General features: G+C 73.7%; 18 protein-coding genes. 10 read left to right on the top strand and 8 right to left on the bottom strand.

The features are described 5' to 3' along the window. Positions 1–256: 256 nt before the first annotated feature. A complete protein-coding gene (locus tag ACL06G_RS04055; RefSeq protein WP_412786780.1) occupies positions 257–952 on the bottom strand; it encodes an iron-dependent transcriptional repressor DtxR in 696 nt (231 codons plus the stop codon). A 185-nt stretch (positions 953–1,137) separates the two neighbouring features. Here ACL06G_RS04055 and ACL06G_RS04060 point away from each other — a divergent pair, with 185 nt between their 5' ends. Beyond that, a complete protein-coding gene (locus ACL06G_RS04060; RefSeq protein WP_412786781.1) occupies positions 1,138–1,923 on the top strand; it encodes a sugar isomerase domain-containing protein in 786 nt (261 codons plus the stop codon). Positions 1,924–2,051: 128 nt separating this feature from the next. Here the strand turns inward: ACL06G_RS04060 and ACL06G_RS04065 are convergent, their stop codons facing one another. Further along, on the bottom strand, positions 2,052–3,566 hold the full coding sequence (locus ACL06G_RS04065) for a PAS domain-containing protein (protein ID WP_412786782.1): 1,515 nt from the start codon (positions 3,564–3,566) through the stop codon (positions 2,052–2,054). 376 nt (positions 3,567–3,942) lie between these two features. Then, positions 3,943–4,656: a pyridoxamine 5'-phosphate oxidase gene (pdxH, locus tag ACL06G_RS04070; protein WP_412786783.1), complete on the bottom strand. Its 714-nt coding sequence runs from the start codon at positions 4,654–4,656 to the stop codon at positions 3,943–3,945. A 437-nt stretch (positions 4,657–5,093) separates the two neighbouring features. Here pdxH and ACL06G_RS04075 point away from each other — a divergent pair, with 437 nt between their 5' ends. Further along, positions 5,094–6,194, top strand: a complete 1,101-nt coding sequence (locus ACL06G_RS04075) for a citrate synthase 2 (protein ID WP_412786784.1) — start codon at positions 5,094–5,096, stop codon at positions 6,192–6,194. A gap of 100 nt (positions 6,195–6,294) precedes the next feature. On the opposite strand, the gene ACL06G_RS04080 is transcribed toward ACL06G_RS04075, so the two are convergent. After that, positions 6,295–9,180 (bottom strand): FAD-binding and (Fe-S)-binding domain-containing protein, encoded by a 2,886-nt coding sequence (locus tag ACL06G_RS04080; protein WP_412835432.1) that lies wholly within the window; start codon positions 9,178–9,180, stop codon positions 6,295–6,297. A gap of 100 nt (positions 9,181–9,280) precedes the next feature. Here ACL06G_RS04080 and ACL06G_RS04085 point away from each other — a divergent pair, with 100 nt between their 5' ends. From ACL06G_RS04085 to serC, 3 genes are all read left to right on the top strand, one after another. Then, positions 9,281–9,835, top strand: a complete 555-nt coding sequence (locus ACL06G_RS04085; protein ID WP_412786786.1) for a GNAT family N-acetyltransferase — start codon at positions 9,281–9,283, stop codon at positions 9,833–9,835. A gap of 50 nt (positions 9,836–9,885) precedes the next feature. Further along, positions 9,886–10,401, top strand: a complete 516-nt coding sequence (locus ACL06G_RS04090) for a GNAT family N-acetyltransferase (RefSeq protein ID WP_412786787.1) — start codon at positions 9,886–9,888, stop codon at positions 10,399–10,401. A gap of 98 nt (positions 10,402–10,499) precedes the next feature. Continuing rightward, entirely contained in the window at positions 10,500–11,618 is a 1,119-nt protein-coding gene (gene serC / locus ACL06G_RS04095) for a phosphoserine transaminase (RefSeq protein ID WP_412786788.1), read from the top strand. Between the two features lie 33 nt (positions 11,619–11,651). Here the strand turns inward: serC and ACL06G_RS04100 are convergent, their stop codons facing one another. Next, the gene (locus tag ACL06G_RS04100; protein WP_412786789.1) at positions 11,652–12,680 is read right to left on the bottom strand and encodes a hypothetical protein; all 1,029 of its coding nucleotides are present in this window, start codon (positions 12,678–12,680) and stop codon (positions 11,652–11,654) included. A gap of 76 nt (positions 12,681–12,756) precedes the next feature. Here ACL06G_RS04100 and ACL06G_RS04105 point away from each other — a divergent pair, with 76 nt between their 5' ends. The 4 genes from ACL06G_RS04105 (at position 12,757) to ACL06G_RS04120 (ending at position 16,040) form a co-directional block, all read left to right on the top strand. Next, on the top strand, positions 12,757–13,452 hold the full coding sequence (locus tag ACL06G_RS04105) for a GDSL-type esterase/lipase family protein (RefSeq protein WP_412786790.1): 696 nt from the start codon (positions 12,757–12,759) through the stop codon (positions 13,450–13,452). A 41-nt stretch (positions 13,453–13,493) separates the two neighbouring features. Beyond that, entirely contained in the window at positions 13,494–14,483 is a 990-nt protein-coding gene (locus ACL06G_RS04110; RefSeq protein ID WP_412786791.1) for an aldo/keto reductase, read from the top strand. Between the two features lie 385 nt (positions 14,484–14,868). Further along, entirely contained in the window at positions 14,869–15,063 is a 195-nt protein-coding gene (locus tag ACL06G_RS04115; RefSeq protein ID WP_412786792.1) for a hypothetical protein, read from the top strand. Positions 15,064–15,185: 122 nt separating this feature from the next. Next, positions 15,186–16,040, top strand: a complete 855-nt coding sequence (locus tag ACL06G_RS04120; protein ID WP_412786793.1) for an aldo/keto reductase — start codon at positions 15,186–15,188, stop codon at positions 16,038–16,040. A gap of 141 nt (positions 16,041–16,181) precedes the next feature. On the opposite strand, the gene thpR is transcribed toward ACL06G_RS04120, so the two are convergent. The 3 genes from thpR to ACL06G_RS04135 all read right to left on the bottom strand — a co-directional run bounded on the left by thpR (position 16,182) and on the right by ACL06G_RS04135 (position 18,880). Beyond that, complete coding sequence (gene thpR, locus ACL06G_RS04125) at positions 16,182–16,757, bottom strand: RNA 2',3'-cyclic phosphodiesterase (RefSeq protein ID WP_412786794.1); 576 nt, start codon at positions 16,755–16,757, stop codon at positions 16,182–16,184. 46 nt (positions 16,758–16,803) lie between these two features. Then, positions 16,804–18,390 carry an MFS transporter gene (locus tag ACL06G_RS04130; RefSeq protein WP_412786795.1) on the bottom strand — a complete coding sequence of 529 codons (1,587 nt, stop codon included), beginning with the start codon at positions 18,388–18,390 and terminating at the stop codon, positions 16,804–16,806. Between the two features lie 64 nt (positions 18,391–18,454). Beyond that, on the bottom strand, positions 18,455–18,880 hold the full coding sequence (locus ACL06G_RS04135) for a MarR family winged helix-turn-helix transcriptional regulator (protein WP_412786796.1): 426 nt from the start codon (positions 18,878–18,880) through the stop codon (positions 18,455–18,457). 138 nt (positions 18,881–19,018) lie between these two features. Here ACL06G_RS04135 and ACL06G_RS04140 point away from each other — a divergent pair, with 138 nt between their 5' ends. Continuing rightward, positions 19,019–19,201: a ribbon-helix-helix protein, CopG family gene (locus ACL06G_RS04140; RefSeq protein WP_412786797.1), complete on the top strand. Its 183-nt coding sequence runs from the start codon at positions 19,019–19,021 to the stop codon at positions 19,199–19,201. The last annotated feature ends 1 nt before the right edge of the window (position 19,202 follow it).

The following is a 19,202-nucleotide window of genomic DNA, read 5'->3' on the forward strand; positions in this document are numbered from 1 at the left end:
AGGGACGGGCCCCGGCCATCGGCGCCGGGGCCCGCCTCACTGCGACCGGGCGCGTCGTCCCGCACCCGGCACCCACACCCCGCTGAGGTCCTCGGTGCATCGGCCGGATTCCCTTCCGTCCACCGGCTCCGTCGTACGCCGCGCGGACATGCGTAACGACAGGGTGACACGCTGCGATCGGGAACGGGCGGTTTCCGGCAAGTCGAGTGCAGGAAACGAAAAGACGGTCCGGAGCCGCCGTGAACGTGCCGGACGGTCAGCGCTTGGCGACGAACACGTGCGAGGCGATGTCGCTCTCCAGCTCCGCCGACTCCCCGCTGCTCGCCACGTGCACACCACCGGCGGCCCCCGCCGTCACACTGACCACCGCGCCGGGCTGCACACCCGCCCGCCGCAGCGTGTACATCAGCTGGGCGTCCATCTGGATGGGTTCGCCGATGCGCCGGACCACGACCGTCTTGGCATCACTGCCGGCGTGCAGATCCGACAGGCTCACCATGCCGTCGTCGAGGAAGGATTCCGTCCCGCCCTCGTCCCCCAGCTCCTCCAACCCGGGAATCGGGTTGCCGTACGGCGACTCCGTCGGATGACGCAGCAGCTCCAGCACCCGCCGCTCCACGGCCTCGCTCATGACGTGCTCCCAGCGACAGGCCTCCGCATGCACCTGCTCCCACTCCAGCCCGATCACGTCGACGAGCAGGCACTCGGCGAGCCGGTGCTTGCGCATCACGCGCCGCGCCAGCCGACGGCCCTCGTCGGTCAGCTCCAGATGCCGATCGCCCGCGACCGTGACCAGCCCGTCGCGCTCCATCCGGGCCACCGTCTGGCTCACCGTGGGGCCGCTCTGGTCGAGTCGCTCCGCGATGCGGGCCCGCATGGGGACCACGCCCTCCTCTTCCAGTTCGAGGATCGTGCGGAGGTACATCTCCGTGGTGTCGATCAGTCCGGACATACGTGCCCCTCGTCAGATCGTGCGGTGGCCCTGACCCCAATTCTGACCCATCGTGCCGACAACCCCGACCGCGCGGGTGCCGTAGCCTCCCGCGGCGGCAGCGGCCCGGGCGCACCGGTTGACACCGCCCCTCCCCGGGCCGAGCGTGAGCGCCGGACCGCCCCGCGGTGGGACGGTCCACCGGCATGCGCCGGACGAGCGGGCGAAGGAGCCTCCGAGTGGACCGGAACACGACAGCCACCGACTTCCTGGACGCGGCGATCCAACTGCTGCACCGGGTCGGCGAGACGCAGGCGGAGAACATCGCGGCGGCGGGCGGCCTGCTCGCGGAGTCCGCCGCCCGGGACGGCCGGCTGTTCGCCTTCGGCGCGGGCCACTCCTCCCTCGCCGCACAGGACGTGGTCCACCGGGCCGGCGGCCTGGCCGTGATGAACCTGCTCGCCGTACCGGGAACGGTCGGCGTCGACGTGCACCCCGCCACCCTGGGCGGCGGACTGGAACGGCTGCCGGGCCTGGCGGCCACGGTGCTGGACGCCTCCCCCGCACGCGCCGGGGACGCCCTGGTCGTGGTCTCGCTGTCCGGACGGAACGCGCTGCCCGTGGAGATGGCCGAACGGGCCCGCGCACGCGGCCTGCGGGTCGTCGGCGTGACGTCGACGGCGTACGCGGCGCAGACCGTCTCCCGGCACGCCTCGGGAACCTTCCTGAAGGACCACTGCGACGTGGTGGTCGACAGCAGCGTGCCCGTGGGGGACACCACGCTGGCGCACCCCGGGGTGCCGGCGCCGTTCGCGCCCGCCTCGACAGTGGTGGCCTGCGCCCTGCTGCAGGCCGTGGTGGCGGCGGCGGTCGGCGACCTGGCCGCCCGGGGCATCGAACCGCCGCTGCTGCGCTCCGGCAACGTCGACGGCGGCCAGGACTGGAACACACGCGTGCTCCGGGAACACCGGGAGCACGTCTTCCACTCCTAGATGCTGCCCGTGCCCGCGGGCCTCACGAAGACCTCGCAACGCGGTCGGACGCGCAACCCGACGCCTCCGAGTCCCGGCGGTCGTCGGCACAGCCGATCGCCACGGCTCCCGCCCGAGCAGTCCCCGGCTCAGCGTGCGAGCGCCAGCGCCAGGTCCACGGCCGCCGCGATGCGGACGGCGATGTCCTCCGCGTACGAGGCGTCCGCACGGTCGAAGCAGGGGCGGCCCGACCCGCGCAGGAAGGTGACGACCCCCAGCGTCCTGCCCCGGCTGGTGAGCACCGCGCAGAGGCCGTGCACCGTGCCCGGTGGCCACTTCCGGGCCTCCGCCCAGCCCTGCACTGCCGCCCCTCCCACGCTCGTGCGGACCGTGCCGCCGCGCTCGTGGGCGCGCACCGCGGGGTGCGTCCCGTCGTAGCCGACGGGGATGCCGCTGGCGAGCCCGGGCTCCACCGGCGGCAGGTCCGAGGGCGCGTCGCCGCCGGACGGTGCGGCTGCGGCCCGCAGCAACCTGACCGGGGCGGCGTCGGGGAACGTCCCGGCCGGGACGACGTCGAGCAGGGCGTGGTCCGCGAATCCCGCGAGGGCGAAGTCGAGGTGCACGGCGGCGGCCGCCATCGGGTCGGCGCACTCCGCGGCGGCGCGCGCCGCCCGGTGCAGCTGGCTGTCGCGGAAACGGAGCCGCGCCAGGTCCTGGGCGGACCGCTTCTCGTCGGTGATGTCCCGGAAGAACCAGGCCACGCCCAGCGGCACCGGCTGCTCCGCCAGGGGCGAGGTCAGGCGGAGGAAGGTGCTGCGCCAGCAACGCCGCGTGCCCTGGTCGTCCTCGCCGTCACGGGCGCCGACGACAGCCTCTCCCGGGACGCCTCCGGCCGCGCCCCGCCGCAGGTCGAGCCAGATCTCGGCGGGACCGGGCGTCGTCCCCTCCGCCAGCACGTGCTGCAGGGCGTGCTCGAGTTCCTCCGCCCCGTGGTCGAGGAGCTCTCCGAGCGGCCTGCCGAGGACCGCTCCCCGCGAGGGCGCGCGCAGGGCTCTCGCCGCTCCGGCGTTGGCGACGACGGGCCGCAGGTCGGCGTCGACCACGACGACTCCCCAGGGGGCCTCGGTCAGGAGGGCCTCGCCGAGGGCGATGGAGCGCTCCAGGTCGATCCGGTCGTGCACCTCGCCGAAGGCGCAGTACACGCCGGCGGGGGCTCCGTCGTGTCCTGTCACACCCGACAGCTGGGTGCGGACCAGGACGCGGCCCCCGCTGCTGGTGACCATCGGGAAGTCGTGGACCTGCCGGTCCGGTGTCTTCATCGCCTCCAGGAGCCGCGCCTCCACCTCGGGGGCGTCGGCGTTCCGGACGGCCCATCCGGACAGTCCGCGACGGCCGACGGCCTGCTCCCGCGTCCAGCCGAGGATCCGTTCGGCCTCGCGGTTCCAATGGGTGACCGCGCCGTCCGCGTCGAAGGCGCACAGGGCGGTGTCCATGCCGTCGAGAAGGGCCGCCAGCAGCAGTTCGTCGTCGGTGTTCCCCCGGGGACTCCCGGACGGGGCAGCGGCGCTCTCCCCGGCGGCACGGGGGTCGGCGCGCGCGTCGCCCGCGGGCCCTCCGCCGTCCGGAGCGGCCCGGTCGGAGTGGGTCTCTGACTGTGCGGACACCTGGCACCCCCAGCTGGACGCTGCCTGCTGCGACACTGCGGCACGCTGAGATCATTCAACTCCACATGCGGCGGTCGACACACCGGTTCGCGGGAAATCGTTGTGCGCCCGAAATTCCCTTGCCGCCCCCCGGCGGCGTGCCTAGCGTGTGAGGTACACGAGAAGGGAGGTGGTTCGGTCGATGAGTGAAACCCGGACGCGTGAGGTGGCTGCGGCCTAGGGAGCCGCACGTCACAGCGTGACGCCGGCTCCGCCGGCCCATTCCCAGCAGTCACCCGGCCCGCGGGCTCGTCGGACTCGTCCGACCGGCGCCCTCCGCTCTCGCGGAGGGAGTCGCCCGCGGGCCGTTCTGCGTCGTATCCGAAGCTGCCGGCCCTCAGGGGCAGAGTCGCTCGACGGTCCAGCCGCGGTCCGCGGCGCGGTACCGCAGACGGTCGTGGAGCCGGTTCTCGCGACCCTGCCAGAACTCGACCGTCTCCGGGACAACCCGGTAGCCGCCCCAGTGCGGCGGCACGGGCACGTCCTGGTCCTCGGGGTAGCGGGCGGCCAGGTCGGCGAAGCGCCGGTCCAGTTCCTCCCGGGAGGCGAGGGTCGCGGACTGGTCGCTCGCCCAGGCGCCGAGCTGCGACCCGTGCGGCCGGGTGCGGAAGTACGCGGCCGTCTCGTCCCGGCCGATCCGTGCCGCACTGCCGCCGACGACGACCTGGCGGGCGAGCGGGTGCCACGGGAAGAGCAGCGACACCCTGGGGTTCTCGGCGATCTCCCGTCCCTTGCGCGAGCCGTGCTGGGTGAAGAAGACGAAACCCCGGGGGTCGAACTTCTTCAGGAGCACGGTGCGCGATGCCGGTCGGCCGGTGGCGTCGGCGGTGGAGAGGACCATGGCGTTGGGCTCGTGGAGCCCGCCGGCTGCCGCCTGCTCGAACCAGCGCGCGAACTGCTCGATCGGATCGGGGGCGAGGTCCGCCTCCACCAGGCCCTCGGCCCGGTAGCGGGCCCGCATGGCGGCGGGGTCGAGGGTGGGGCGCCCGGCATGGGCGCGGAGGCGGGCCTGCGCGTCGTCGGCGTGTGACACCCGTCCATCCTGTCCCATCGGCTCCCCCGGCATGCGGCGTCCTCTCCGCGGGGCCGGCACGCGACGCGCCATGCCGGACGTGGCGGGGCGCTCATACCTTCCCCTGCGTTGCCGCGGTCAAGCATCTGATCGATGATCGAGCAGTGTGCCGCTTCTCACCCTTCCCCTCGCATGGTCGGAACCCTCAAAATCGCTCCGCGGCATACTGTGGCCCTTCCACAACACGTCCACAACACGCCGGGTGTGCCGCCCGGCCGTACGGGTCTGACCTCCGGCGGCACGGGGCACCACCGAGTGACGCGGGAGGTCCGCAGCCCGGCATCCCGGAACCGTCCGGGCCGGACAGCACCACGGAGCCCGAACGGCCCCCGGGACCCGCACGCATCACGCCAGGTCAGCAGCCGCCGTCGACCCACCCGGCGCCACCCGCCGGCACGACCACGAGGAGCCGCCTGATGTCCGACTTCGTACCGGGACTCGAAGGAGTCGTCGCGTTCGAGACGGAGATCGCCGAACCCGACAAGGAAGGCGGTTCGCTCCGCTACCGCGGGGTGGACATCGAGGACCTGGTGGGGCATGTGACCTTCGGGAACGTCTGGGGGCTGCTCGTCGACGACGACTTCGCCCCCGGCCTGCCGCCCGCCGAGCCGTTCCCGATCCCGGTCCACTCCGGTGACATCCGCGTCGACGTACAGTCCGCGCTGGCCATGCTGGCGCCCGTGTGGGGCCTGAAGCCGCTGCTGGACATCGACGCGCAGCAGGCCCGCGACGACCTGGCGCGCGCGGCGGTCATGGCCCTCTCCTACGTCGCGCAGTCCGCCCGCGGGCAGGGCCTGCCCATGGTGCCGCAGAAGGAGATCGACAAGGCCGAGACCGTCGTCGAGCGCTTCATGAAGCGCTGGCGGGGCGAGCCCGACCCGAAGCACGTGGCGGCGGTCGACGCCTACTGGACGTCCGCGGCCGAGCACGGCATGAACGCCTCCACCTTCACCTCCCGGGTGATCGCCTCCACCGGCGCGGACGTCGCGGCCGCCCTGTCCGGAGCGGTGGGTGCCATGTCGGGACCGCTGCACGGCGGCGCGCCCTCGCGGGTACTCGGCATGATCGAGGAGATCGAGCGGACCGGGGACGCCGCCGGCTACGTGAAGCAGCAGCTCGACAACGGCGAGCGGCTCATGGGCTTCGGGCACCGCGTCTACCGTGCCGAGGACCCGCGGGCGCGGGTGCTGCGGCGGACCGCGAAGGAGCTGGCCGCACCCCGGTACGAGGTCGCGGAGGCCCTGGAGAGGGCCGCCCTGGAGGAACTGCGGAACCGGCGCCCGGACCGGGTGCTGGAGACCAACGTGGAGTTCTGGGCCGCGATCGTGCTCGACTTCGCCGAGGTGCCCGCGCACATGTTCACCTCGATGTTCACCTGCGCACGGACCGCCGGATGGTCGGCGCACATCCTGGAGCAGAAGCGCACGGGCCGGCTGGTGCGCCCGGCGGCACGCTACGTGGGTCCCGGCCCGCGCGGGCCGCAGGACGTGCCCGGATACGGCAAGGCCTCCGGCTGACGCCACGCGCCGGAGCGGGAGAGCCGCTCCGGCGCCCCCGCCCCCGGTGGTCGGGCCGGGCCCGCCGTCCGCGGCCGGCGCGGACAGCGGGCGGGGCGCGTCACCCCCGGCGGTCCAGCCCCTCCGCGAGCACCTCGGCCAGGTGGCGACTCGGCCGGCCGTCGTCCAGCTGGGCGAGCTGGGTGCGGCAGGAGTAGCCGTCGGCCAGCACCTCCGTCCGCGGGTCGGCCTCCACGGCGGCGCGGACGGACGGCAGCAACTGGTCCTCGGCACAGGCCACCGACACCTCGTAGTGGCCCGCCTCGAACCCGAAGTTCCCGGCCAGGCCGCAGCAGCCCCCGCTCAGTTCGCCCGTCAGGCCTGCCCGTTCCCGCAGCCGCCGCTCCGCCGCGTCGCCGAGCACGGCGTGCTGGTGGCAGTGGGTCTGGCCGGCCACCGGGCGGTCGAGGCGCGGCGGTTCCCAGTCGGGCGCGTACTCCTGGAGGGTCTGCGCGAAGGTCCGTACGGACGCGGCGAGCCGCGCGGTGCGCGGGTCGTCGCCGAGCAGTTCGGGAAGGTCGGTCCGCAGCGCCGCCGCGCACGGCGGTTCCAGCACCGCGATCGGCAGCCCGGCGTCGAGCGCGGGCTCGACGCGGTCCAGGGTCCGGCGCATCACCGCGCGGGCCGCGTCGAGCTGTCCGGTGGAGACGTACGTCAATCCGCAGCACACCTGCCGCGGCGGCACGGTGATCCGCAGTCCCGCGTCCCGCAGCACCCGCACCGCGGCCTTTCCGGCCTCCGGGGAGAGGTGGTCGGTGAAGGTGTCCGGCCACAGCACCACCCGCTGCCCCCGGCCCTGTTCGCGCATGCCGCGGCCCGGCTGCTGCCGCCACCAGCGGCGGAACGAACCGGAGGGCAGCGCGGGCAGCGGCCGTTCGGGGGCGAGTCCGCCCAGGCGCGCCGCGAGCCGCGCCAGCGGAGCCACGCCCGCGGCCGCGTTGACGAGCGGGGCGGCCCGGGTGGCGTCCAGCAGACGCAGCCACTGCGGCAGGCGCCCCATGGAGTAGTGGGCTGCCGGACGGCGACGGCCCTCGTAGTGGTGGTGCAGGAACTCCGCCTTGTAGGTCGCCATGTCGACGCCGACCGGGCAGTCGCTGCGGCAGCCCTTGCAGGACAGGCAGAGGTCCAGCGCCTCGTGGACCTCCTCGGACTGCCACCCGTCGGTGACCACCTCGCCCGCGAGCATCTCGTGCAGCAGCCGCGCACGACCCCGCGTGGAGTGCTGCTCCTCGCCCGTGGCGCGGAACGAGGGGCACATCACGCCCGCTCCGGCCGTCGTGTTGCGGCATTTGGCGACACCCACGCAGCGGCGGACCGCGGCGGAGAAGTCGCCCCCGTCGTGCGGGTAGCCGAACTCCACGTCGACCGGCTCGCGCGGCAGCGACGCGAAGCGCAGGTTCTCGTCGATCCGGTCCGGGCGGGCCAGAACTCCGGGGTTGAGGCCGTTGTGCGGGTCCCAGAGGTCCTTGAAGCGGTGGAAGAGGTCGACCATCTCCTGCCCGTACATCCGCGGCAGCAGCTCCGCCCGCGCCTGCCCGTCGCCGTGCTCCCCGGACAGCGAACCGCCGTGCGCCACCACGATGTCGGCGAGGTCGTGGGAGAAGGCGCGGAACCGCCGGATGCCGTCCGTGCCCAGGAGGTCGAAGTCGATGCGGACGTGGATGCAGCCGTCGCCGAAGTGCCCGTACGGCAGGCCCCGGAGGCCGTGTTCGCGCAGCAGCGCCCGGAAGTCCCGCAGATACGCGCCGAGCCGCTCGGGCGGCACCGCGCAGTCCTCCCAGCCGGGCCACGCCTCGCCGCCGCCGGGGAGACGGGTGGCCGTGCCGGAGGCGTCCTCCCGCACCCGCCACAGGGCCCGCTGGTCGGCCGGGTCGACGAGCACGCTGTGGTCCGTGGTGCCGTCGGCCGCGGCCCGGCAGATCTCCTCGGCACGGGCGGCGGCCTCGGCGGGATCGCCGCCGCCGGTCTCGACGAACAGCCAGGCGGCACCGCGCGGCAGGGAGGCGCGGGCGGTGTCCGAGACGAGGTCGTGGGCCATGCCTTCGACGGTGAGGGGCCGGTACGGGAGCAGCGCGGCCGCCGACTCGGCCGCCGCGGACTCGTCGGCGTACCCGAGGACAGCGAGGGCGCGCGCGGCGGGTGCGGGGACGAGTTCCACCGTCGCCTCGGTGAGCACGCCCAGCGTCCCTTCGCTGCCGGTGAAGGCGCGGGCCCAGTCCTGGTGCTTCTCCGGCAGGAGCGCGTCGAGCGCGTAGCCGGAGATGCGCCGCGGCAGGGCGGGGAAACCGGTGCGCAGCCGGGCCAGGTTGCCGTCGACGAGGGCGCGGACGGCGTCGCGCAGCTGCCGCGGCACCCCCTCGCCGCCGGGGCCGAGGAGGGCCCGTTCGCCGCCGTGCGTGAGCACCTCCAGTTCGCGCACGTTGTCGGCGGTGGTGCCCCAGGCGACGGAATGGGAGCCGCACGAGTTGTTGCCGATCATGCCGCCGAGGGTGCAGCGGCTGTGGGTGGAGGGATCGGGGCCGAAGGTGAGCCCGTACGCGGCGGCCTTCCCGCGCAGGTCGTCGAGGATCACGCCGGGCTGCACCAGCGCGGTCCGCGAACCGGGGTCGAGGGCCCGTACGGCGTTCATGTGGCGGGTGAAGTCCAGTACGACTCCCAGGCCGGTGGCCTGCCCGGCGATGGAGGTGCCGGCGCCTCGGGCGACGACGGGCACGCCGCGTTCCCGGCACACCGCCAGGGTCGCCGCGATGTCGTCCGCGTCCCGGGGCGCGACGATCCCCAGCGGGATGCGCCGGTAGTTGGAGGCGTCCATGGTGAACAGGGCACGGTCCGCGGCGTCGAACTCCACCTCGCCCCGCACCTCCGCGCGGAGTGCCCGCTCGGTACCGGCCGCGTCGGTCGCGGTGTCCGCCCTGCCCGGGGTGCCTGCTGCGTCTGCTGCTGCCATGACCCCAGCGTGCCGCCTCGGACCGGGTTTCGGGGAGAGCACACGGAAGGGGCGCGGTATCGGCGTGGAAGGCTCACCCGCCGCCGCATAGGCTGCTGGGGTGATCGACCAAGGACTCTCCGACCGGGCCGGACGGCGCATCACCCTGCGGGAGGTGGGTGAGGAGAATTGGCGCGCCGTCGCGGACGTCGCCCCGTTCGACGAGCAGCGCGGGTACGTCGCCGCCCTGGCGGCGCGCTACCTGCTGCTGTCGGTGTACGAGGGCCCGTGGCGCTCCCTCGGCGTCTACGCGGACGACACCGTCGTCGGCCACGTGATGTGGGGCCGGGACGAGGACGGTTCGCACTGGGTGGGCGGCATCCTCGTCGACCGCTCCGAGCAGGGCAGGGGAATCGGCAGGGCCCTGCTGCGCACGCTGCTGGGATGGCTCGCGGAGCAGGAGGGCTGCTGGGCGATCCGGATGACCTACCAGCGGTCCAACTCCGCCGCGCGGGAACTGTACGTCTCGCTGGGCTTCGTGCCGACCGCCGAGGTGTCGGCCGAGGGGGACGACGAGGAGGAGATCCTCGTGGAGATCGGGCCCGACGCCGCACGCCGCGCCGCCGCAGGTGACCCGGCCGGACCCCCGGCCCCGGGCCGCTCCCCGGGGGTCTGACGCCGGAAAACGCGTTGCCCGCCGCGCCCCGCTTCCGGACACTGGGCCGGGTGCTGATCCGACGCGAGACACCGGACGACGAGAGCGCCGTGCGGGACGTGACCACCGCCGCGTTCGACCGGACGGACACGCCGCTGCCGGCCGAGGTGCCACTGCTGGACGCCCTGCGGGAGTCCGCGGCCTGGCTGCCCGCGCTGTCGCTGGTCGCGCTCGCCCCGTCGGGCGACGTGACGGGCCACGTGGTGTGCACCCGGGCGCAGGTCGCCCGGCGCCCCGTGCTCGGCCTGGGGCCGCTGAGCGTCCACCCGAGGCACCAGCGTTCCGGGGTGGGCTCCGCGCTCGTGCACGCCGTGCTGGGCGCCGCCGACGCGCAGGGCGAACCGCTGGTGGCGCTGCTCGGGGACCCCGCCTACTACGGCAGGTTCGGCTTCCGTCCCGCGACCGAGCACGGCATCGACCCGCCCGATCCGCGGTGGGGTGCCCACTTCCAGGTCCGGCCCCTCGCCGCACACGACGCGGCCCTCCGCGGACGCTTCGCGTACGCGGAGCCCTTCGACCGGGTGTGAGCGCACCGGGTGCGCGGACCTCCGGCGCCGGTCGTCGCCGCGTCTCGGGGTACGGACGTGCCGGGTGCGACGGGCGGGAAGGCACTACCCTCGCTCCCGTGGCTGATATCCAGATTCCCGCTGACATCATGCCCGCCGACGGTCGCTTCGGCTCGGGTCCCTCCAAAGTCCGGCCGGAGGCGTTGAGCGCCCTGGCCGACACCGGCACGTCCCTGCTCGGCACCTCGCACCGCCAGCCCCCCGTGAAGAACCTGGTGGGGCGCGTACGCGACGGCGTACGGAACCTGTTCCAGCTCCCCGAGGACTACGAGGTCGTCCTCGGCAACGGCGGCTCCACCGCCTTCTGGGACATCGCCACGCACGGGCTCGTCGAACGGCGCTCCCAGCACCTGACGTTCGGTGAGTTCTCCTCCAAGTTCGCCAAGGCCGCGAAGCTCGCGCCGTGGCTGGAGGAGCCGTCCGTGGTCGCGTCGGACCCGGGCACGCACCCGGCGGCACGGGCCGAGGCGGGCGTCGACGCGTACGCCCTCACGCACAACGAGACCTCGACCGGCGTCGCCATGCCCCTGCGGCGGGTCGACGGCGCGGACGACGGCGCGCTGGTGCTGGTCGACGCCACCTCCGGCGCGGGCGGCCTGCCGGTCGACATCACGCAGACCGACGCCTACTACTTCGCGCCGCAGAAGTCCTTCGCCTCCGACGGCGGCCTGTGGGTCGCGGTGTTCTCGCCCGCGGCGCTCGAGCGCGCGGAGCGGATCGCCGCCTCCGACCGGCACGTCCCGGAATTCTTCAACCTCAAGACGGCCATCGACAACAGCCGCAAGAACCAGACGTACAACACCCCGGCGCTGGCGACCCTCTTCCTGCTCGCGGACCAGCTCGACTGGCTCAACGACCAAGGCGGCCTGGACTGGGCGGTGCGGCGCACCGCCGACTCGGCCCGCAGGCTGTACGGCTGGGCGGAGGAGCACAAGCACGCGACGCCCTTCGTGACCGACCCCGCGCAGCGCTCCTCCGTGGTCGGCACGATCGATTTCGACGAGGCCACGGACGCCGCCGCGATCGCGAAGGTGCTGCGGGCCAACGGCATCGTCGACACCGAGCCGTACCGCAAGCTGGGCCGCAACCAGCTGCGTGTGGCGATGTTCCCCGCGGTCGATCCGGCGGACGTCGAGGCGTTGACGGCCTGCGTCGACCACGTGATCGAGCAGCTCTGAGGCACGGCGCGCCGCCGGTGGCCGGGTTCCCGCTCAGACCCGGCCGCGGCGGGCGGCGCGCCGCAGCAGCATCCACACGCCGGTGGCGGCGGCGAGGACGACGGCGCCGACCGCCAGGTCGCGGTGCTCCCCCGGGGCGGCGGGCGGCTGCTGCCCGTCCGCTTCCGCGGGGCTCCCGCCGTCCCCGCTGCGCCGCTCCCGCGCCACGCTCTCCGGCAGCGCCTCGCCCGTCAGTTCCTGCGGCGCCACGGTGCTGTGCCGGCCCTCGGAGCCGTACATGAGGGTGGTGCCGTCGGGGGTGAACGTGACCGACTCCCCCTGTCCGAAGGTGGACACCGGCACCGGGCCGAGGGGTTCCGGCCGCCCGGAGTCCGTCCACCGGTACATGGTGGCGCCGAAGTAGCTGCGGAGCACCAGGCGCGTCCCGTCCGGGGAGAACGCCCCGTCGGTGGCCTCGATGTCGATGTCGGCGATCCGGCGGAGCGTGTTGGGGGCGGAGGCGGAGAGTTCCTCCGGCGCGGCGTACAGGCCGCCGTCGCTGCCGCTCTTGCTGGCGACGAAGAGGCGGCCGGTCGTCGGGGAGACCATCAACGACTCGGCGTCGCGCGGGCCGTCGGCGTACGTCAGGGTGCTGCGGGTCGGCGTGACGGTCGTGTCCCGCAGCCGCTCCGGCTCCGGGAAGCGGTACACCCACACCTCGCTCCAGGCCCCTCCCAGGTTGTCGCCGATGTCGCCGACGAAGACGTCGCCGCCGGGCCCGACGGACACGGCCTCCACATCCCGCGGCTCCACGCCCCGCAGGGTGACGGTGGCGAGCGTCCGCCCGGTCCGGCCGTCGACGGCGTACACGTACGGCCCGTCGTCGGAGTCGTTGTGGGTCCAGTAGACGCCCGGGTGCGCACGGCTGGCGGCGAGTCCGCTGGACTCGGTGATGCGCGGGTCCCGCAGCCGGAACGAGGACGGCTCGTGCTCCCGGTCCGCTGCCGACGCCGGGCCGGCGGCGGCAGCGGCGCAGGCCACCAGCAGGGTGGCCGGAAGCCCCCAACGACGATGCATCCGCATGCCCCCAGAGTGCCATCCCGCACCACCGGTGACGGGCGCCACGGCCGCACGGGCCGGGGTGCGGCAGAATGCCGCGATGCGCATCATGCCCGTCGGCGACTCCATGACCATCGGCAGCGCCGGCGAGCACACCTGGCGGATCCGGCTGTGGCGGCACCTGACCGCGGCGAGCGGCTCCCCGGTCCGCATGGTCGGGCCGCACAGCGCCCTGCACGAGGGATCCGACGCCTACGCCGACCGGAGTGCCCCGGCGCACGCCCGCGGTCATCTCGCCGCATGGGGCACCGGGTTCACGCACCACGCCCACACCGTCCACGACGCGTTGCGTGCCCATCCCGCCGACATCGCGCTGGTGTCGCTCGGGCTGATGGACCTCGGCTTCTACACCGACCCGGACCAGACGGCCGCGAACGTGCGGCTGTTCGTGGCGGCCGCCCGGCGCGCGGCACCCGGGATACGGACCGTGCTGCTGCCCGTACTGCCCAACATACGGGTCGCCACCGACGGCGCGTTCGCCGCGCGGGTCGAACGCTTCAACGAGCTGCTGGCGGAGCGGGCAGCCGAACTGTCCACGCACGCCTCGCCGCTGCTCGTGGCGTCCGCGCCGCCCGGCTGGGACCACACCCGGGACACCCGCGACGGCACGCATCCGTCCCCACGGGGCGAGCACCGCATCGCGGCGGCCTTCGCCGACACCCTGCACCGGGCCTGGGAGGTGGGCGGCGCGTATCCGTCCCCGCGGGAGGAGCGGGCCACCGTGTCGACCGGCTGAACGCTTGCCCCCGGCGCCGCCCAAAGGGTTGGCTGGCCAGCATGAAGTACACACAGCTCGGACGCACCGGTCTCACGGTCAGCCGTCTCGTCCTCGGCACGATGAACTTCGGCCCGCAGACGGACGAGGCCGCGAGCCACGGCATCCTGGACGACGCCCTCGACGCGGGGATCAACTTCGTCGACACCGCCAACGTCTACGGCTGGGGCGAGAACAAGGGCCGCACCGAGGAGATCCTCGGCACCTGGTTCGCCAAGGGCGGCGGCCGCCGCGACAGGACGGTCCTGGCGACCAAGGTGTACGGCAACATGGGCGCGGACGGCCCCGCCTGGCCCAACCACGACAAGCTGTCCGCGGTGAACATCCGCCGCGCGGTCGAAGCGAGCCTGAAGCGGCTGCAGACCGACCACATCGACCTGTACCAGTTCCACCACGTCGACCGCGCGACGCCGTGGGAGGAGATCTGGCAGGCCGTCGACGTGCTCGTGCAGCAGGGCAAGATCCTCTACGCGGGTTCCAGCAACCACGCCGGCTGGCACATCGCGCAGGCGAACGAGACCGCCGCACGGCGCGGCAGCATGGGCCTCGTCAGCGAGCAGTGCCTGTACAACCTGGCGGAGCGCCGCGCGGAGATGGAGGTCGTCCCGGCCGCCCGGGGATACGGGCTGGGCGTCATTCCGTGGTCACCGCTGCACGGCGGTCTGCTGGGCGGCGCGCTCCGCAAGGAACGCGAAGGCGGTGGCGCACGCAGCACGTCCGGGCGGGCGGCGGACGCCCTCGCCTCCTCGCGGGAGCAGATCCGGGCCTACGAGGACCTGGTCGCGAAGCACGGGCTGGACCCGGGCGAGACGGCTCTGGCGTGGCTGCTCACCCGGCCGGGCGTGACCGGGCCGATCGTGGGACCCCGTACGTCCGCGCAGCTCTCCTCGGCGCTGCGTGCGGTGGAGCTGGAACTGGGTGACGAACTGCTGGCCGGTCTGGACGAGATCTTCCCCGGACCGGGCCCCTCGCCGGAGGCGTTCGCCTGGTAGCGGTGCGCCCGCCGCACCGGACCCGGCGCCGTGCCCGCGCACGGCTTCCCGGGTCCGGAAGCGCCGGGATGCCCGTCGTTGCCGCCTTCGCCTCTTTCACGTCGTGTGCGGGCATCTTCACACTCTGTCGTGCAAGGCCGACAGCCGGGCGTGCGATACGCCCAGGAAGGGGGCGCCGTGTTCGAGCTACTGGCGGTCTGCGGCATACCCGGCGCGGTGTTCGTGGCCATGGTCGTCGCCATGGCGCGGCGGCAGCGTCGCGGCAGTGCCCGGCGCGGCGGCCTGGCCGCGCGGGTCGAGGGCACCGCGGAGGTGCGCACGCACTGCATCGCGACCACCCCGTTCGCTCCCGGTTACGTCCCTGCGTTGAACGAAGGAGAACACCATGCTCACTCTCGTCCTGTTCTTCGGCATCCCCACCGTCCTGCTTCTCGCCATGGGTCTCGCCATGCATCGCCGTAAGTCCCGCGGCAGCAGCGACAACGGCGGCCTGGCCGCGCGGGTGCGGGGCACCGAGGACCTGACGGTCCCCAAGCCCCCGCCCGGCAACGCCAGCATTTCGGATTGGGGACTGGGCTGACCCGGGGAGGACGGCGCGGCGGCGCGTCGTGGGAGAAGGAGCACGCCCCGGGTAGGACAATCGGGCCGCAGAGCGCCGCGTTCCGCGGAACGCGGCGGGACCGACGAAAGGACGCGTGAACCATGCACACCCGCCGAATCGGTGACGTCGAGGTCGGGGCGATCGGGCTGGGCGCGATGCCGCTGTCCGTCGAGGGCCGCCCGGACGAGGAACGCGGCCTGGCCACCGTCCACGCGGCGCTCGAGGCCGGGGTGACCCTGATCGACACGGCGGACGCCTACTTCGCACGGGCCGACGGTCCGGGGCACAACGAGTCGCTGGTGGCGAAGGCGCTGGGGAGCCACAGCAGGGGGAACGAGGTCCTGGTCGCCACCAAGGGCGGGCACACCCGGCCGGACGGCGCCTGGGGCCTGGACGGTTCACCGGAGTACCTGAGGCGCGCCTGCGAGGCGTCCCTCGCGCGCCTGGGGGTGGAGAGCATCGGGCTCTACCAGTTCCACCGCCCGGACCCCGAGGTGCCGTACGCGGAATCCGTCGGCGCGCTCAGCGAACTGCACGACGAGGGCAAGATCCGGGCCGCGGGCATCTCCAACGCCGACCCCGACCAGATCCGGCTGGCCCACGACATCCTCGGCAGCGCGCTGGTCGCGGTGCAGAACCAGTTCTCCCCGTCCTTCCGGTCCAGCGAGCCGGAGTTGGAACTCTGTGACCGGCTGGGCATCGCGTTCCTGCCGTGGAGTCCGCTCGGCGGGATCTCCCGGGCTGCCGAACTGGGTTCGGCGTACGCGCCGTTCGCGCGGATCGCGGAGACGCACGGGGTGAGTCCGCAGCAGGTGTGCCTGGCGTGGATGCTGGCGAAGTCGCCGATGGTGGTGCCGATTCCGGGCGCGAGCCGCCCCGGGACCATCCGCGACTCGGCTGCCGCCGCCGACCTCCGTCTGACCGCGGACGAGATCGCCGCGCTCGACGCGGCCTGAGGGCGCGCGGCGCCGGGCGGTGCGGTGCCTCAGCCGCCGAGGGCGGCGGCGACGGCGACGGCGACCAGGAGCAGGACGAGGGCGCCGCTGACGATGCGCGTGCGGGTCTTGACGTTCACGCCCCCACGGTAGCGGGGCGGGTCAACGGCCGAGCCGCCAGGACGCCACCGTCTCGTAGTGAGGCTGCTCACCCCGCACTCCGCTCACAGGGAGGTGGCTGCGGACGAGCACGAGTTCGGTGGCCGTCCACGGTTCTCCGCGGACGGCCGCGAGCCGGTCCGCGTACGGGCGGAGGTCGACCGCGCCACCCCGTCCGCGGGCGCGGGCCACGGTCAGGTGGGCGTGGAAGGACCGGCCCTCCTCCTCGGTGAGGCCGCTGCGGCGGCCGGCCGCCGCAGCGGACCGGGCGAGCTGCCGCAGCGCCTCCCGGTCGCCCTCCACCCCTGCCCACAGGGCCCGCCGCCCGAAGCGGCCGGCCCCGGCGACCCGCAGGTCCAGCGGGCGGCTGCGGGCGGCGGAGCGGGACAGCCGCTCCCGGAGCCCGGGGAGCGTGTGCTCCTCGTCGGCCTCGCCGTAGAAGGCGAGCGTGATGTGCCAGCCGCCGACGGCGGTCCACCGCAGCCCGTCCGCGTCGGGCCGCACGCGCAGGGACGCGACGGTCTCGGCGAGCGCGCCCAGGGCGGCGTCCGGTGGCAGCAGAGCAGCGAACAGGCGCATACCGGAACCGTACGGTGCTCGCCCGCGGCTCTGCGGCTCCGCGGTGTCAGACTGCGCCGACGACGCGTTCGCCGCGGGCAGCAGGCGTCGCGGCGGTTTCTCCGTCAGGCACTCCGGCACGGGGCACCTCGGGCGTCGTCGCGCCGGCCGGCACCGCCGGCTCCCGCGGCACGAAGCGGAGCACCCGCCGGCCCCCGCCCGGGGCGAACCGCAGCCGCAGCCCGCTGACCCGCGCCAGCGCCCAGGTGACACCGACCGCGACGAGGGCCGAGATCAGGCCGCCGCTGAGGAACCCGACGCGCGCCCCGTAGGTGTCGGTGATCCAGCCCATGATCGGGCCACCGATCGGTGTGCCGCCGACGAAGACCATCATGTAGAGGCTCATCACGCGCCCCCGCATGGCCGGGTCGGAAGCGAGCTGCACGCCCGCGTTCGCGGTGACGTTGAACGTCAGTCCCATGACGCCGATGGGCACCATGAGCGCGGCGAACAGCCAGAACGAGGGCGTGAGGGCCGCGGCCGTCTCGAGCAGGCCGAACAGCAGCGCGGCACCGAGCATCAGCCGCATGCGGCTCACCGCACGGCGTGCCGCCAGCAGCGCGCCGATCAGGGAACCGACCGCGGTGAGGGTGTTGAGCAGGCCGTAGGTTCCCGCGCCCTCCTCGAAGACGCGTTCGGTGAACGCGGTCAGCCAGATCGGGAAGTTGAAACCGAAGGTGCCGATGAAGCCGACCAGCACGATCGGCCAGAGCAGTTCGGGCTTGCTACGTACGTACTCCAGCCCCTCCCGGAGCTGGCCCTTGCCGCGCGGCGCCCGCTCCGTGGGATGCAGCTCACCGGGCCGCATCAGCAGCAGGGCCGCGATGGGTGCGAGGAAGGACAGCCCGTTGAGCAGGAACGCCCACCCGCTGCCCACGGCGGTGATGAGGAGACCGGCGACAGCCGGGCCCGCCAGCCGGGCGCTCTGGAAGTTCGCCGAGTTCAGCGAGACCGCGTTGCGCAGCATGCGCGGGCCGACCATCTCGGACACGAAGGTCTGGCGGGTCGGGTTGTCGACGACGGTGGCGAGGCCGAGCGCGAAGGCGAGCAGGTACACGTGCATCACGTGCACGTGGCCGCTGAGGGTGAGGGCGGCGAGGGCCAGGCCGGTGACGCCCATCGTGGACTGGGTCAGCAGCAGCAGCCGGCGCTTCCGGCAGCGGTCGGCGATGACGCCGCCGTAGAGGCCGAAGAGGAGCATCGGCAGGAACTGGAGCGCGGTGGTGATGCCGACGGCGGTGGCGGAGCCCGTGAGGCTGAGCACCAGCCAGTCCTGGGCGATGCGCTGCATCCAGGTGCCGGTGTTGGAGACGATCTGGCCGAGCCAGAAGAGGCGGTAGTTCCTCACGCGCAGCGAGGAGAACATCGAGGCAGTCCCGGCGGCGCCGTCGGCGCCGTCGGCGGCCGTGTCCCCGCCCGGCGCAGTGGTCTCGCCGGTGTCGTGGGCTTCCCGTGCGTCGCGGGATTCCCGTGCGTCGCGGGATTCCCGTGGTGCACGGTGGTCGTGGTGGTCGTGGTGGTTCTGGCGTGCGTGGTGTGTCGTGGTCGTGTCGTGCGGTGCGGGTGCGGAGTCTGCTCCGTGGCCCGAACTCAACGGTTGCCTCCTCGTGGTCCTTCCCCTTTCGCGGACGCGCCGTGTACCCGGGGCGCGTCCTGAGTCACATGTGCGCCAGCTTCTCCAGGACAGGAGCGGCCTCGCGCAGTTTCGCCCACTCGTCCTCGTCGAGCCCGCCCGCCAGTTCGGCCAGCCAGGCGTTCCGCTTGGCGCGGCTGGCCTCGAGCATCGAGTCGGCCCGCTCCGTCCGGGTGACCACCTTCTGGCGACGGTCGTCCGGATGGGGCGCCAGCCGGACCAGATCCTTGGCCTCGAGCATCGCCACGATCCGCGTCATGGACGGCGGCTGCACGTGCTCCTTCCTGGCCAGCTCGCTGGGCGTGGCGGCGCCGCAGCGGGCGAGGGTGCCGAGCACCGACATCTCGGTGGGGCTCAGCGACTCGTCGACGCGCTGGTGCCGCAGGCGCCGGGAGAGGCGCATCACGGCCGAGCGGAGAGAGTTCACTGCGACGGCGTTCTCGTCCGGCATGTCCTTAGCATAACTCATTACCTGCGCTAAGAACTAACCGTTTCGAGTGACGTTTACCTCGCCTTTGATCACACGTACGGGTGAGCCTGTACGGAAAATCACCTCGTCGCACACCACGCACCGAGCACCGTGGATCGCATGGAATCCACGGTGCTCAGTCTGCGCATGGACAGCGAACTGTGCGCACGGCTGCACGCCCATGCCGCCCGCCGGGGCATGAGCGTGCAGGACTACGTCATACGGGTGCTGGTACGGGAGGACTTCGACGAGCGCTTCCAGGCGGCCGTCGAAGAGACGGAACGTTTCTACGGACGCGCCTGAA

Origin of the sequence: Streptomyces callyspongiae (assembly GCF_047200695.1) — a bacterium.
Taxonomy (GTDB): Bacteria; Actinomycetota; Actinomycetes; order Streptomycetales; family Streptomycetaceae; genus Streptomyces.

What these genes read in the sequence shown, in the direction of transcription:
- ACL06G_RS04055 (WP_412786780.1), bottom strand. Translation starts at nt 952, where the DNA reads ATGTCCGGACTGATCGACACCACGGAGATGTACCTCCGCACGATCCTC.
- ACL06G_RS04060 (WP_412786781.1), top strand. Translation starts at nt 1,138, where the DNA reads ATGCGCCGGACGAGCGGGCGAAGGAGCCTCCGAGTGGACCGGAACACG.
- pdxH (WP_412786783.1), bottom strand. Translation starts at nt 4,656, where the DNA reads ATGGGACAGGATGGACGGGTGTCACACGCCGACGACGCGCAGGCCCGC.
- ACL06G_RS04075 (WP_412786784.1), top strand. Translation starts at nt 5,094, where the DNA reads ATGTCCGACTTCGTACCGGGACTCGAAGGAGTCGTCGCGTTCGAGACG.
- ACL06G_RS04080 (WP_412835432.1), bottom strand. Translation starts at nt 9,180, where the DNA reads ATGGCAGCAGCAGACGCAGCAGGCACCCCGGGCAGGGCGGACACCGCG.
- ACL06G_RS04100 (WP_412786789.1), bottom strand. Translation starts at nt 12,680, where the DNA reads ATGCGGATGCATCGTCGTTGGGGGCTTCCGGCCACCCTGCTGGTGGCC.
- ACL06G_RS04105 (WP_412786790.1), top strand. Translation starts at nt 12,757, where the DNA reads ATGCGCATCATGCCCGTCGGCGACTCCATGACCATCGGCAGCGCCGGC.
- ACL06G_RS04110 (WP_412786791.1), top strand. Translation starts at nt 13,494, where the DNA reads ATGAAGTACACACAGCTCGGACGCACCGGTCTCACGGTCAGCCGTCTC.
- ACL06G_RS04115 (WP_412786792.1), top strand. Translation starts at nt 14,869, where the DNA reads ATGCTCACTCTCGTCCTGTTCTTCGGCATCCCCACCGTCCTGCTTCTC.
- ACL06G_RS04120 (WP_412786793.1), top strand. Translation starts at nt 15,186, where the DNA reads ATGCACACCCGCCGAATCGGTGACGTCGAGGTCGGGGCGATCGGGCTG.
- thpR (WP_412786794.1), bottom strand. Translation starts at nt 16,757, where the DNA reads ATGCGCCTGTTCGCTGCTCTGCTGCCACCGGACGCCGCCCTGGGCGCG.
- ACL06G_RS04135 (WP_412786796.1), bottom strand. Translation starts at nt 18,880, where the DNA reads ATGCCGGACGAGAACGCCGTCGCAGTGAACTCTCTCCGCTCGGCCGTG.
- ACL06G_RS04140 (WP_412786797.1), top strand. Translation starts at nt 19,019, where the DNA reads ATGGAATCCACGGTGCTCAGTCTGCGCATGGACAGCGAACTGTGCGCA.